This window comes from Undibacterium sp. TC9W (assembly GCF_049339865.1).
In the GTDB taxonomy this organism is placed as follows: domain Bacteria; phylum Pseudomonadota; class Gammaproteobacteria; order Burkholderiales; family Burkholderiaceae_D; genus Undibacterium.
Genome location: NZ_JBMPPJ010000004.1, coordinates 146,285 through 160,144 on the forward strand (window position 1 = coordinate 146,285; position 13,860 = coordinate 160,144).

A 13,860-nucleotide genomic window follows, 5' to 3' on the forward strand; every position below is an offset into this window, starting at 1 on the left:
TAATGGCAGCAATGCATGCCTCTGATAAAAGAAACAGGGCAATGACATGCGCCATTCTTCACACATTCGCATGAGAAAAAGGCCAGTCAAACAAGAGCCCTTCACATCACGAATATTCCAATTCGGGTATTTCGGTCTGAATTCTTGTCGGAATTTCTGTCAGATTATTTCGGGGTGTCAGGGCAACCTGGCCATGCAGTGTTGCCGCATTGCGCCGGGGCCTGCGTGCAGTTCAGCACGCCGGTAGGGCCGCCAGCCACCGCTGCCTGGGCTGCCTGGGCTGCAGCATTGGCGGCGGATGCTGCCTGCGCACTTTGTATGGGCCCGTTGAAAAAACTGAGCTTGGTGTCAGACACGCTCTTGCCCTTGCGTATGAGCTCGGCATCGGCCTTGATCCATACATAGGCTGTTTCCAGTGGATTATTGCTGCTGGCGGATGCCGCCGCCGTGTGCAAGATTGCGACGCTGGGGATTTCATAATATTCATTCAGGACTGCATTCAGGTACAGCCGGGTATAGCCTTCCAGTGCAGAATTACCCAAAAAGCCGTTGAGCAAAACCACATCAGGAATATTCGCAGGATCAGCAGCCAATACTTCTACAAAATACTTGTCTTTCGCCATCACAATTCTCCATTCGGTTGGCACTGAAACACAAACGGGCATAGGGCTTTGCTGATACCCGATTACTGTTCCAGAAAAATTTGGACAACAATATTCAACAAACAGAAGCCAGGCCCCTGCTCTGCAGCTACAACACGCACCACCGTTACAGCCGGATGACACGTTCAAACCCCTGAAGTTATGCAAATCCGTACATGCAAAAAGACGGCGACAACAATCCACCCTGAGCCGTTTGGAAACGGGCTCAAACACTCAAAAATCACAAAAAGGGAAAGATTGCAGGCGAGGAAATTTATTACATATGCTTATTACTTTATTTGCATGTCAATAATTCAAGGTTAATTTATTATTAATATTTGTCAAGGTCGAAATGCGTAACAATTTATTACTATCTTGTTTTATAAGTATCTTTTTGCTTTACGTAACGATGTGAGAATAGTGGTTGATGTCGAGAAATTTTGCTTTATGACCTCTGTCCAGCTTTGCCTGCAGCTTGATTTGCATCAAGTCGTGAAAGTGAGGCACATCTATCCTGAACTGGAAGTAAAAAAATAATGAGGAGAAGACATGGATCTTGAAGATGCTGTAGCTAAACATTCAGAATGGAAGACAAAATTCCGCATGGCAATAAGTAAAAAAGAAGCCATGGATGCTGCCACTATCGCCAGGGACAATTGCTGCGAGTTGGGCAAGTATTTGCACGGCGAGGGCAAATCCTTATTCGGCAATCTGGCAACGCATGCGGATTGCGTTGCCAGGCATGCGGCATTTCATATTGAAGCTGGTAAAGTGGCACAGGCTATCAATGCGAAGAAATATTCCGAGGCAGAAGCAATGATTAATGCTGGCACGAATTATTCGGCAGCATCAAGTGCGGTAGGAGTGGCCATCATGAAATTCAAAAAAGAGGCGGGATTATGAAGTGAATTCTGCTTTTATTAATGGATGACATTCATTTACCCCCATTAGTCTGTCGCCGGGCTAATGGGGGGCAACTATCAGATGCCACGCTGATTGACGCGCCTGGACAGTTCCTCTGCGGTCTCCTTGCGTTCACTATATCTATCCACAAGATAAGTGGCTACATCACGTGTCAGTAAAGTGAACTTCATTAACTCTTCCATGACATCGACTACGCGATCATAGTAAGCCGATGGTTTCATGCGTCCGGTCTCATCAAATTCAAGAAAAGCTTTCGCGACCGATGACTGATTCGGTATCGTGATCATGCGCATCCAGCGGCCAAGTATGCGCATTTGATTGACGGCATTAAATGATTGCGATCCTCCTGATACTTCCATGACCGCCAGTGTCTTGCCCTGCGTAGGGCGCACGGCACCAACGGACAGGGGAATCCAGTCGATCTGCGTCTTCATGATGCCCGTCATTGCACCGTGACGTTCAGGCGAAGTCCAGACCATTCCTTCAGCCCATAGCGCCAGCTCGCGCAATTCTTGCACTTTGGGATGACTGTCAGGTACCTCATCAGGCAATGGCAAACCATGTGGATCAAAAATCCGTGTTTCTGCGCCCATTGCCTTTAGTAACCTGGCCGCTTCCAGGGTCAGTAATTTGCTGTACGAACGCTCGCGCAAAGAGCCATAAAGGAGCAGTATTCGCGGCGCGTGGCCTGCTCGTACAGGTGCAAACAATTGCTCTGTTTCCGGCTGCCTGAACAAGTCCAGGTGCAGGCTGGGAAAGTCATTTTTGGTGAACACGATTACCCTCCTTGTCGACGACTTTCTCGCCGTCTTCCTTGAAGAATTCGCTTTGCTGCGGTAATGGCAAAATATCCAGTACGACTTCTGAAGGGCGGCATAGCCTCGTGCCAAGCGGCGTGACTACGATAGGGCGATTCATTAATATCGGATGCGCGACCATGAAGTTGACGAGATCATCATCAGACCATTTTTCATCTTCAAGCCCCAGTTCTTCGTAAGGCCCAGTTTTTTTGCGCAAGACGTCTCTTACCGGCACCTGCATTGCCGCGATCAGTTGCAGCAGTTTTGCTTTCCCTGGCGGATGCTGCAGGTATTCAATCACTTGCGGTTGAGCGCCGCTATTTCGTATCAGGGCAAGGGTATTGCGGGATGTGCCGCATTCAGGATTATGGTAAATGGTAATCGTCATATATCTTACCAGAAAAAGTTAAGCGTTTGCAGAGTGTAGAAGTCGATACAAGCAGCAAAAATGCCACCGTTGCCATCACACCCTCAGTACCGCTGCGTTTACGCCCAAGTGAGTACGCGTTAAGCTGACCAGCATGCTCGCAATTTGCATTCACTGCCTTCCAGTCAACTGGTAACAGGCGTTTGAATGTGGCTTCTACCGGGAAGCTTGATATCAAAATGGAACTTTACTTTGATTCTATATTTCAATAATAATGGAAATGTGGAATCAAAGTAAAGTAAGATAGATTTTGTTTGTTCTTAGACAATGCAGTATCTGACCAACTGATTAAATTGAAAGGGTATATAAAAATTGCTGCTTCAATGTGCAGATTTTGTACTCGCACTGGCTGCAACGCAACTGCGGCTTTTTGTGACAGGACTGACAATCTGAAATGAAGACCGAACCCACCTCAAGGAATGCCATGTTATTTCTGACAGAAGCACCGCAGTTTCTATTTTTTACTGGTAAAGGCGGTGTCGGCAAAACTTCGCTGGCCTGTGCCAGTGCGATTATGCTGTCTGACTCAGGCAAACGTGTCTTGATTGTAAGTACAGACCCGGCCTCTAACGTGGGACAGGTGTTTGGTATCAGCATTGGCAACGCCATTACTGCAGTGCCCGATGTCGCGAATTTGTCCGCATTAGAGATTGATCCACAGGCGGCTGCACAAATCTACCGCAACCGCATTGTCGGACCTGCCCGTGGACGTGTAGCTGATGCGGTGCTAAAAAGCATGGAAGAGCAATTATCGGGTGCCTGCACAACCGAGATTGCCGCATTCGACGAATTTACCAATCTCTTGACTAATCCCACTATAACGAAGTGCTTTGACCATATCATCTTTGATACTGCTCCTACCGGTCACACCATACGCATGTTGCAATTGCCTGGGGCATGGTCTGGTTTTCTGGAGGAAGGAAAGGGCGATGCTTCCTGCCTGGGGCCACTGGCAGGATTGGAAAAGCAGCGCGAGCAATACCATGCAGCGGTCAGCGCGCTTTCTGACCCGCGGCATACCCGAATGATATTGGTCGCACGCGCGCAGAGCGCAAGTTTGCGTGAAGCTGCGCGTACCCATCAGGAACTGGCTGATATCGGCTTCCAACACCAATACCTTGTGATTAATGGGGTACTGCCAGAAAACGAACTTGCCGGGGATGTGCTGGCTGCTGCAGTATGGAAACGCGAACAGGCAGCCTTATCAGCCATACCCAGCGTATTGAAAGACGCACCTACTGATTATCTACCGCTGAAAGCATTTAATCTGGTCGGACTGGAGGCACTAAGGGCCTTGTTGGCACCAGCGAACACGCAGAAAAAACGGAGCGATGTTGCGCCGGTAGATATTCCTCTTGTTCCCAGTCTCGCTGGTTTTATTGACGGTCTGGTTGGCAACGGTCATGGCCTGATCATGACCATGGGCAAAGGTGGTGTGGGTAAAACCACAGTTGCAGCAGCCATTGCGCTGGAACTGGCCGATCGCGGCTATCCAGTACATTTGACGACTTCGGATCCTGCGGCACATTTGATTGAGACCTTGGACGGCAGCCTGGAAAATTTGACCGTTAGCCGTATAGATCCACATAAAGAGACTGCACGTTACCGCGCGGAGGTAATGAAAAGCAAGGGCAAGAATCTGGACGATCGTGGGCGCGCCTTGTTGGAAGAAGACTTACGCTCACCTTGCACAGAAGAAATTGCCGTGTTCCAGGCTTTTTCACGTGTCATACGCGAAGCCGGCAAGAAATTTGTGGTCATGGACACCGCACCGACTGGCCACTCGCTGCTGTTACTTGATGCGACAGGCGCCTACCATAGAGAAATTGAACGGCAGATGCTCAATACCAAGGTACATTTCACAACGCCCATGATGCAGTTGCAAGATCCGCTTCAAACCAAAGTTGTCATCATCACCTTGGCTGAGACTACGCCAGTTCTGGAAGCCGCGGGCCTGCAAAATGAATTGCGCCGTGCAGGTATAGAGCCCTGGGCCTGGATCATTAATAACAGTCTGGCCCTGGCAAATCCGGTTTCTGGTTTGCTGCGTCAACGTGCACGTAGTGAACTACCACTGATTGATGAAGTAGCAAAAAAATATGCCCAGCGCTGGGCTGTAATACCCTTGCAGGCAGAAGAGCCAGTGGGATTGGAGCGACTCAAAAAATTATTACACGCAGTGAGTTAAGTATTGGCAAGGCTTCTTCTCGATAGTGCTTTAGGCGGGCAATGAAAGTTTGCTCACAATATGCCAGACAACATACAATGGCCGACATTGCCATCCAGGCGGTTGCCTTTGTCGCTCACTATCACGTATGAAAACTGCAGTTCCTGTAAAGAGGCTACCCATCAAACTGGCCATGTACATCTTCATTGTATTGGTCTGTACGGTACTGACAGGCAATAGTATCTGGCAGATGTGGAAAACCCATGAGATGGCTGTACGAGCCGGCGATATTGCAGCCGGTAATCTGGCGCAGGCCATGGCCCAGCATTCGGGTGATACGCTCAAGGCGGTGGATGCTGCCATCATTTCTGTCATGGACAGGCTGGAGCAGGATGCCAATTACCTGCATCAGCGCGACAAACTCACGCTGACCCTGAAGCGTGAGATGGACAACCTGCCCCAGTTAAAACTCATGACGGTAATCGATGCCGATGGCAAGCTCATGGCATCGAGCAATGCCGGTTTTACCCAGGTCAGTGAACTGGAGCGTGACAATCTTGCTTATCATCAGGAACATGCCGGGGCTGGCTGGTATATCAGCAAATCAGCCAAAGTGGTGCAGGATGGCAGCTGGGTTTTTTTGATGTCGCGCCGTTTCGACCATAAAAATGGCGAATATGCGGGCATGGTGCTGGCACATATTGATGTTGATTTTCTGCTCAAATACTTCAACAGCATTAACCTTGGCAAAAAAGGTTCCGTCGCCATGTTGACAGATGACGGTACCTTGATCCTGCGCAGGCCGCTCATCGTTGGCGCACTCGGGAAAAAATACATTAACAGCCCCATCTTCCGTGAGCAGATTGCTGTCAATAATTTCGGCACATTTTCTACAACCTCCAAGCTTGACCGCATAGAACGCATCGTTGGTTATAGCCGTCTTGAACAATTTCCGTTGATAGCTGTGGCTGCCCTGTCCAGGGAAGAAGTGCTGGAGGCCTGGCGCTCCAGTGCCATCGTGCAAGGCATAGGCAATGCTGTGCTGATCATCATGCTGCTGATCTTTGGCGGTATCATCGTCCGGCAATTTGAGAAGCAGTTGCAAGCGGCTGCAAAGCTGTCCCAGTTGTCTGCCATCATAGACAGTTCGGAAGACGCCATCATCGGTGTATCCCTGGAAGGCATCATCACCAGCTGGAATGCAGGAGCAGAGAAGTTGTTTGCCTACCAGGCGGCTGAAGTGCTGGACCGTTCTTCCAGGCTACTGTATGCGGACAATGATGTGATTGCCAGTGCTGCGCATCTGGACAGCATCATCAGGGGAGAGCGGGTCAGTCATTTTGAAGTCACGGGCTTGCGCAAGAATGGTGAAAAAATCCAGCTCTCGATTGCCATGTCACCAGTACATGATGGCGAGCAAAACGTCATAGGCGCTTCCACTATTGCACGTGATATTACCCAGCGCAAGCAGGTAGATAATATGAAGGCGGCCTTCATTTCTACGGTCAGCCATGAATTGCGTACTCCTATCACTTCCATCAGGGGTGCACTGGGTTTGCTGGAATCAGGCGCGCTGATGGAATTCACTCCCAGGGCCTTGCAACTGGTACGCATAGCCCATAACAACAGCAAGCGCCTGACTGGCCTGGTCAACGATATCCTCGACATGGAAAAAATCAGCTCTGGTCACATGCGTTTTGAAATTCAGCGCGTCGATCTGGCCGCCCTGGCCTTGCAGGCGATAGAAGCAAATACCGGCTATGCACAGGAACGCCAGACATCTTTTGTATTGACCGAATATCCAAGGTCGGCCTGGGTCATGGGTGACTCTGAGCGCATCATGCAGGTGTTTGCCAACCTCTTGTCGAATGCGGCCAAATATTCACCCGAGCATGTGCAAGTTGAAATCCGCCTCAGGCATGAGGATGAGGTTTTCAGGATAGAGGTAGAAGACCATGGTGCAGGTATTCCTGACGAATTCCGCCCGCGTATTTTTGGCAAGTTTGCCCAGGCAGAAGAACATGGGGAAAAAAATCTCGGCGGCGCTGGCCTGGGTCTGAACATCACCAAGAACCTGTTAGAGACCATGGGCGGTAGTATAGGTTTTGAATCAGAGTCTGGTGTGCGTACCGTGTTCTGGTTTACCCTGCCTGCTGCTGCACAGCGTGGCGGCGATTTGTCAGCCTAAAACACACTCTCGGCAATATTCTTTTGCTCGATGACAGAGCGCAAGGTATTGTGGGTAGGGCGTTGCTCAGGTTTGCCAGCGAAAGTACATTCGCCCATCCCGCTGAGCAATTCTGCATCGCGGCCGCTGAACAGCGGGCAGCGCGGGAACAGTTCTGCGACCCAATCGACAAAGGCGCGCACCTTGGGTGACAGATGGCGGTTGGCCAGATAGACCACCGAGATAGGCATGGGGGCGGGTGTCCATTGCGGCAATACTTCACGCAATGCACCGGATTGCAGATGCGGCATCAGCATGAAGCGCGGTGCCTGTATCAGGCCAAAACCCTTGACGGCGCAATCGATATAAGCTTCAGAATCATTGACGGATATCTTGCCATTGACCGTGACATCGACGGTCTTGCCATCGACGACAAAATCCCAGTCGAGGTTGCGGCCTGTGCGGCTGGAAAAATAATGCACAGCCTGGTGGTGCTGCAAGTCTTCCAGACTCTGTGGCTCACCGTGGGTGTCGAGATAATCTGGCGCGGCGCAAGTGATGCTCTGGAAAGTGCCTATGCGGCGGGCCACCATGCTGGAATCCTGCAATTCCCCTACCCGTATTACGCAATCGACCGCTTCCTGCACCATATCAACCATGCGGTCACCCATGCCCATGACCAGCTTGATATCAGGATAGCGCGAATAAAATTCACAGACTTGCGGCAACAGGATCAGCCTGCCTATTGAGGTCGGTACATCAATGCGCAACTGGCCTTTAGGGCCGCGCGCGACGTTCTGGAATGAGGATTCAGTTTCATCCACGTCAGCCAGGATGCGCACACAGCGTTCATAGTAGGCTGCACCGTCTGGCGTCAGGCTCAGGCGGCGGGTGGTGCGGTTCAGCAAGCGCACCTGCAACAGGCTTTCCAGGTTCTGGATGATGGTCGTGACGGTGGTGCGCGGCAAGCCGAGATTGTCGGCGGCGCGGGTAAAACTATTGCTATCTACCACGCGGGTAAAGACTTGCATTGCCTGAAAGCGGTCCATCGCGGTACTCCTGAATAACTGGTTGGCATAGTCAAGGACTATTCGTCTGAACGAAGTATAAACCTAATTTGAAGCTTGATTAGTCGGCCTGACGGAATAGTCATGTTGGATTATAGGCGTTTATCCGAAAGCGCATCGCGCCTACTATTCGCTCCATTCACTAAGCTCTGGCGCGATTGGCGACAATATGATGGACGAAACGGCAACAATTCCCGATATCTATGGCAACTCCGGCAACCCCGGCAACACCGTCAAGAAAAGAAAGAAAACCACAAAGACGGCTGAGCCATCTTTGCAGATAGACAATTTCCTTATCCCTGGCCCGCTTGGGGTCATTCCTGTGCGCCTGTACCGCCCTCAAGGCAATGCAGTTTTGCCGGTGGTGCTGTATTTCCACGGTGGCGGTTTTATCAGCGGCTCCTTGAATGATGCCGATGTACCAGCGCGTTTTATTGCGCGTAACAGCAATGTCATCGTCTTGTCCGTCGGTTATTCGCTGGCCCCGGCCAAGCCTTTTCCGGCAGCGCCGGAAGATGCCTACACCGCCATGCTGTGGGCCATCAAGAACGCCGCCAGCATCAAGGCTGACGCCAGCCGCCTGGCAGTAGCGGGTGACGATGCCGGCGGCAACCTGGCGACTTGCCTGACGCTGATAGCACGCGACCGCAATGCCCCGCCAATTTTGGCGCAAGCGCTGATAGGTCCGATGCTGGACCCCAGCATGACACGCCTCGGTGACGCCAAGAAACTGGAATCTGACCTGACCCCGCAAGAATGTGCGCATTGCTATGGCCAGTACCTGCCGCGCTCATTGCAGCGCCTGCACCCATACGCTGCGCCGCTGGAATCCAGCCGCCTCGGTGGTTTGTCACCCGCTTTTATCGCTACTGCTGAACATGATGTCCTGCATGTGGAAGCAGAAAAATATGCAGCAGCCCTGATCACGGTAGGTGTGCCTGTGCAGGTTGCCCGCTTTGCCGGGATCAAGCATGCCTCATTGCCTGAGCATCAGCCGGTGCTGGTGGAAGTAGCGGATTTCTTGCGCCGCCGGCTTGCTATTACTAACGATTTGAACACATCTGCTTTCGTATCTCTGGAGGAAAAACAAAATGTCTGACAAAACAAAAGACTCTCAAGAACTCAGTAATTTACATACTACATCCACGAGGAATATCATGTCTGAATCTACCAGCTCCACTATATCCACGGCTCCAAGTCGTAAATCCATCGCGATCAGCGCCGCCATCGTCCTGTTGATTGCTGCTGCTGGCACCATAGGCGCCATCAATGTCGAAGCCAATGACGCCCCCAAGGCTGCACCGCCAGCAACGACGGTTGATGTCGCTGAAGTCGTCAGCCGCAATATCGTCGATTGGCAAAATTATTCTGGCAAACTCGAAGCCGTCGATAGGGTTGAGATACGCCCCCTGGTTGGTGGCACACTGACTGCCGTGCATTTCAAGGATGGCAGTCTGGTCAAGAAAGGTGATTTGCTGTTCACCATAGACCCACGCCCGTATGCGGCTGAAGTAGCACGCGTCCAGGCGCAACTGGCTGCCGCCGAAGCACGCGCCGCCTATACCAGTTCTGACGTGGCCCGCGGTGAAAGACTGCTAGGTGAAAACGCCATCGCCCGCCGTGACTTTGAAGAAAAACAAAATGCATCGCGTGAAGCAGCGGCCAATGTACTGGCGGCACAGGCGGCATTGAAAGCCGCAAAACTCAATCTTGAATATACCCAGATCACCGCACCGGTTGCTGGCCGCATCTCGCGTGCCGAAGTCACCGTTGGCAACGTCATTGCCGTTGGTGCCAGCTCGCCTGCCCTGAGCACTCTGGTATCTGTCTCGCAAGTGTATGCATCGTTTGATGTGGATGAGCAAAGTTTCTTGAAATACGTGAACCCGGCGCAGGCCAAAAATACCCAGGTGCCAGTCTTCCTGGGCCTGGCGAATGAAGATGGCTATTCGCGCCAGGGCAAGGTGGTTTCCATCGACAACCGTGTGGACACTTCTTCAGGAACCGTACGTGTACGCGCCGTATTTGAAAACCAGGATGGCTTGCTCTTGCCCGGCCTGTATGCCCGTGTACGCCTCGGTGGTGGTGCACCGCATGCAGCCCTGATGATAGATGAAAAAGCCGTGGGCACAGACCAGAGCAAGCGTTTTGTGCTGGCAGTCGACAAAGACAATCACACTGCCTACCGCGAAGTGCGTCTCGGTAACAGGCAGGAAGATATGCTTATCGTGGAAGCTGGCCTCAAGGCCGGTGAACGCATTGTCGTCAATGGCCTGCAACGTACACGACCAGGAGACGCCATCACACCAAACATGGTGCCTATGAGTAAAGTCGCGGCAGTTCCGGCAACTCCTGATACCAGTGCTGCTGCAGAAAAACCTGCTGCTAACAAGTCTTGATCATCGCGTACACAAATATAAACGCAGATAGAAAAACATCATGAATATCTCAAAATTCTTTATCGACCGCCCCATCTTCGCCGGGGTATTGTCGGTAATTATCCTGCTGGCCGGTGCGCTGGCCATGTTCCAGTTGCCCATCTCGGAATATCCCGAGGTGGTACCGCCTTCTGTCGTGGTGCGGGCGCAATATCCCGGTGCCAACCCCAAGGTGATTGCAGAAACCGTGGCTTCTCCGCTGGAAGAATCCATTAATGGCGTGGAAAACATGCTGTACATGCAGTCACAGGCAAACAGTGATGGCAACCTGACGGTGACCGTCAACTTCAAACTGGGTGTCGATCCCGACAAGGCGCAGCAACTGGTGCAAAACCGGGTTTCGCAAGCCTTGCCACGCCTGCCTGCTGATGTGCAACGCCTGGGGGTGACGACGATCAAGAGTTCACCTGCGCTGACCATGGTGGTGCATCTGATTTCACCAGATAACCGCTATGACATGACCTACCTGCGCAATTATGCGGTGCTGAACGTCAAAGACCGTCTGGCACGTATCAAGGGTGTCGGTGAAGTGGGCTTGTTTGGCTCTGGCAATTACGCCATGCGCGTCTGGCTGGACCCGCAAAAAGTTGCACAGCGTGGCCTGACTGCCTCTGACGTGGTCAACTCCATACGCGAACAAAACGTGCAGGTAGCGGCGGGCGTCATCGGTGCATCACCAAATGTGCCGGGCACCCCTTTGCAATTCAATGTGAATGCGCAAGGCCGTTTGAAGTCAGAAGCAGAATTTGCCGAAATCATCTTGAAGACTTCTGCCGATGGTGCAGTCACCCGCCTGGCGGACGTGGCGCGTATAGAACTGGATGCCTCTGAATATGGCTTGCGTTCTTTGCTCGACAATAAACCGGCGGTAGCTATACCTATTTTCCAGGCACCTGGTGCGAATGCGCTGGATGTGTCTGACCAGGTGCGTGCGGCAATGAAAGAATTGGCGACGGACTTCCCCAGTTCAGTGCAATACAAGATCGTGTATGACCCTACGCAATTCGTGCGCTCCAGTATTCATGCGGTCGTTGAGACTTTGCTGGAAGCGATTGCGCTGGTGGTGCTGGTGGTCATCGTGTTTTTGCAAACCTGGCGTGCTTCGCTGATTCCGCTGCTGGCTGTGCCAGTCTCCATCGTCGGTACTTTTTCGCTGATGCTGGGCTTTGGTTATTCCATCAATGCCTTGTCACTGTTTGGCATGGTACTGGCCATCGGTATCGTCGTTGATGATGCGATTGTGGTGGTGGAGAATGTGGAGAGAAATATCTCGGCTGGCCTGTCACCGAAAGAAGCAACTTACCGCGCCATGCGTGAAGTCAGCGGCCCTATTATCGCTATCGCCCTGACGCTGGTTGCGGTATTTGTACCACTGGCCTTCATGACAGGTCTGACCGGTCAGTTCTACAAACAGTTTGCGATGACGATAGCGATTTCGACTGTGATCTCGGCCTTCAACTCGCTGACCCTGTCACCAGCACTGGCTGCGATTTTGCTCAAAGGCCATGATGAAAAACCAGACTGGCTGACCAAAGTCATGAACCGCCTGTTTGGCCGCTTCTTCAATGCCTTCAACCGCATGTTCAATCGCGGTTCTGAAAAATATTCCAAGGGTGTGGCTGGCGTCATCTCCCGCAAGGCATCCAGCATGGTAGTGTATGTGGTATTGCTGGCAGCAGCCGTTGGTATTTCCTATATCGTGCCGGGTGGTTTTGTGCCGGGGCAGGACAAGCAATACCTGATCAGCTTCACGCAATTGCCCAATGGTGCGACACTCGACCGTACTGAAAAAGTCATCCGTGACATGTCTGCCATCGCCTTGAAAGAACCGGGTGTGGAGAGTGCAGTTGCCTTCCCTGGCTTGTCCATCAACGGCTTTACCAATAGCTCCAGCGCCGGCATTGTTTTTGTGACGCTGAAGCCGTTTGAAGAGCGCCGTAGTGCCGAGCTTTCTGCCAATGCGATTGCAGGCAAGCTGAACCAGAAGTATTTCGGCATCAAGGATGCTTTCATTGCCGTCTTCCCGCCACCTCCTGTCATGGGCCTGGGTACAGTTGGCGGCTTCAAGATGCAGATCGAAGACAAGGGTGCGCTCGGCTATGCTGAACTGGATGCTGCAACACAAGCCTTTATCGCAGCTGCCAAAACAGCGCCAGAACTGGGGCCCATGTTTTCCAGCTATCAGATCAATGTGCCGCAACTGGATGTCAATCTTGACCGCGTCAAGGCAAAGCAACTCGGTGTGCCTGTGACTGATGTGTTTGACACAATGCAGATCTATCTTGGCTCTTTGTACGTAAATGACTTCAACCGCTTTGGCCGTGTGTATCAGGTACGTGCCCAGGCAGATGCGCCTTACCGTGCCAAGCCTGAAGATATCCTGCAACTGAAAACCCGTAATACGGCTGGTGAAATGGTGCCGCTGTCTTCCCTCGTCAAAGTGACACCTAGCTTTGGCCCGGAAATGGTAGTGCGTTACAACGGCTACACAGCGGCGGATATCAATGGTGGCCCTGCCCCCGGTTATTCATCGAATCAGGCGCAGGCTGCGGCAGAACGTATTGCTGCCAAGACCCTGCCAGCCGGTATCAAGTTTGAATGGACGGACCTGACTTACCAGCAAATCCTGGCGGGCAATGCCGGTGTCTGGGTATTCCCTATCAGTGTCTTGCTGGTCTTCCTGGTATTGGCGGCGCAGTATGAAAGCCTGACCTTGCCACTGGCTGTCATCATGATCGTGCCCATGAGTTTGCTGGCGGCTTTGACTGGCGTCTGGCTGACAGGTGGTGACAATAACATCTTCACCCAGATAGGTCTGATGGTGCTGGTGGGGTTATCGGCCAAGAATGCGATTCTGATTGTGGAATTTGCGCGGGAGCTTGAACTGCAGGGCAGCACTCCACTGCAGGCAGCGATAGATGCCAGCCGCTTGCGTCTGCGTCCTATCCTGATGACATCCATCGCCTTCATCATGGGTGTGGTGCCACTGGTGATTTCCAGTGGCCCAGGTTCCGAGATGCGTCATGCGATGGGTGTGGCAGTGTTCTTTGGCATGCTGGGCGTGACCCTGTTTGGCCTGTTCCTGACACCGGTATTTTATGTATTGCTGCGTACTCTTGCAGGTGGCCGCAAGCTGCATTCTGCTGTCGTGCATGAAGCGCCCGCTCTTGCACAAGACCTTGCCCATGGTCACGATCATGAGCATGCACACAGCGTAGTTAAAGTTTGA

10 protein-coding genes are annotated in these 13,860 nt (G+C 52.0%); 6 read left to right on the forward strand and 4 right to left on the reverse strand.

What is annotated here, in order from left to right; genetic code table 11:
* Nucleotides 1-164 precede the first annotated feature (164 nt).
* Nucleotides 165-623, reverse strand: coding sequence for a hypothetical protein (locus tag ACO0LN_RS06610; RefSeq protein ID WP_422972117.1), 459 nt, complete (start codon nucleotides 621-623; stop codon nucleotides 165-167).
* 567 nt (nucleotides 624-1,190) lie between these two features.
* Here ACO0LN_RS06610 and ACO0LN_RS06615 point away from each other — a divergent pair.
* A complete protein-coding gene (locus ACO0LN_RS06615; RefSeq protein ID WP_162060718.1) occupies nucleotides 1,191-1,544 on the forward strand; it encodes a CZB domain-containing protein in 354 nt (117 codons plus the stop codon).
* A gap of 77 nt (nucleotides 1,545-1,621) precedes the next feature.
* On the opposite strand, the gene arsH is transcribed toward ACO0LN_RS06615, so the two are convergent.
* Both arsH and arsC read right to left on the reverse strand, forming a co-directional pair.
* Nucleotides 1,622-2,314 (reverse strand): arsenical resistance protein ArsH, encoded by a 693-nt coding sequence (gene arsH / locus ACO0LN_RS06620; RefSeq protein ID WP_422972514.1) that lies wholly within the window; start codon nucleotides 2,312-2,314, stop codon nucleotides 1,622-1,624.
* A 10-nt stretch (nucleotides 2,315-2,324) separates the two neighbouring features.
* Nucleotides 2,325-2,753 carry an arsenate reductase (glutaredoxin) gene (gene arsC / locus ACO0LN_RS06625; RefSeq protein ID WP_422972119.1) on the reverse strand — a complete coding sequence of 143 codons (429 nt, stop codon included), beginning with the start codon at nucleotides 2,751-2,753 and terminating at the stop codon, nucleotides 2,325-2,327.
* 463 nt (nucleotides 2,754-3,216) lie between these two features.
* Between arsC and arsA the strand changes: the two genes are divergently transcribed.
* Nucleotides 3,217-4,980, forward strand: a complete 1,764-nt coding sequence (gene arsA, locus ACO0LN_RS06630; protein WP_422972121.1) for an arsenical pump-driving ATPase — start codon at nucleotides 3,217-3,219, stop codon at nucleotides 4,978-4,980.
* A gap of 172 nt (nucleotides 4,981-5,152) precedes the next feature.
* Nucleotides 5,153-7,147, forward strand: a complete 1,995-nt coding sequence (locus tag ACO0LN_RS06635) for an ATP-binding protein (RefSeq protein ID WP_422972124.1) — start codon at nucleotides 5,153-5,155, stop codon at nucleotides 7,145-7,147.
* Here ACO0LN_RS06635 and ACO0LN_RS06640 read toward each other — a convergent pair.
* Entirely contained in the window at nucleotides 7,144-8,175 is a 1,032-nt protein-coding gene (locus tag ACO0LN_RS06640; RefSeq protein WP_422972126.1) for a LysR family transcriptional regulator, read from the reverse strand. The genes ACO0LN_RS06635 and ACO0LN_RS06640 overlap by 4 nt on opposite strands.
* A 187-nt stretch (nucleotides 8,176-8,362) precedes the next feature.
* On the opposite strand from ACO0LN_RS06640, the gene ACO0LN_RS06645 reads away from it, so the two are divergent.
* From ACO0LN_RS06645 to ACO0LN_RS06655, 3 genes are read left to right on the forward strand one after another with little or no spacing between them, the layout of a single operon-like run.
* Complete coding sequence (locus ACO0LN_RS06645) at nucleotides 8,363-9,292, forward strand: alpha/beta hydrolase (RefSeq protein ID WP_422972128.1); 930 nt, start codon at nucleotides 8,363-8,365, stop codon at nucleotides 9,290-9,292.
* A 58-nt stretch (nucleotides 9,293-9,350) separates the two neighbouring features.
* Entirely contained in the window at nucleotides 9,351-10,592 is a 1,242-nt protein-coding gene (locus ACO0LN_RS06650; RefSeq protein ID WP_422972130.1) for an efflux RND transporter periplasmic adaptor subunit, read from the forward strand.
* A gap of 40 nt (nucleotides 10,593-10,632) precedes the next feature.
* Nucleotides 10,633-13,860 carry an efflux RND transporter permease subunit gene (locus tag ACO0LN_RS06655; protein ID WP_422972132.1) on the forward strand — a complete coding sequence of 1,076 codons (3,228 nt, stop codon included), beginning with the start codon at nucleotides 10,633-10,635 and terminating at the stop codon, nucleotides 13,858-13,860.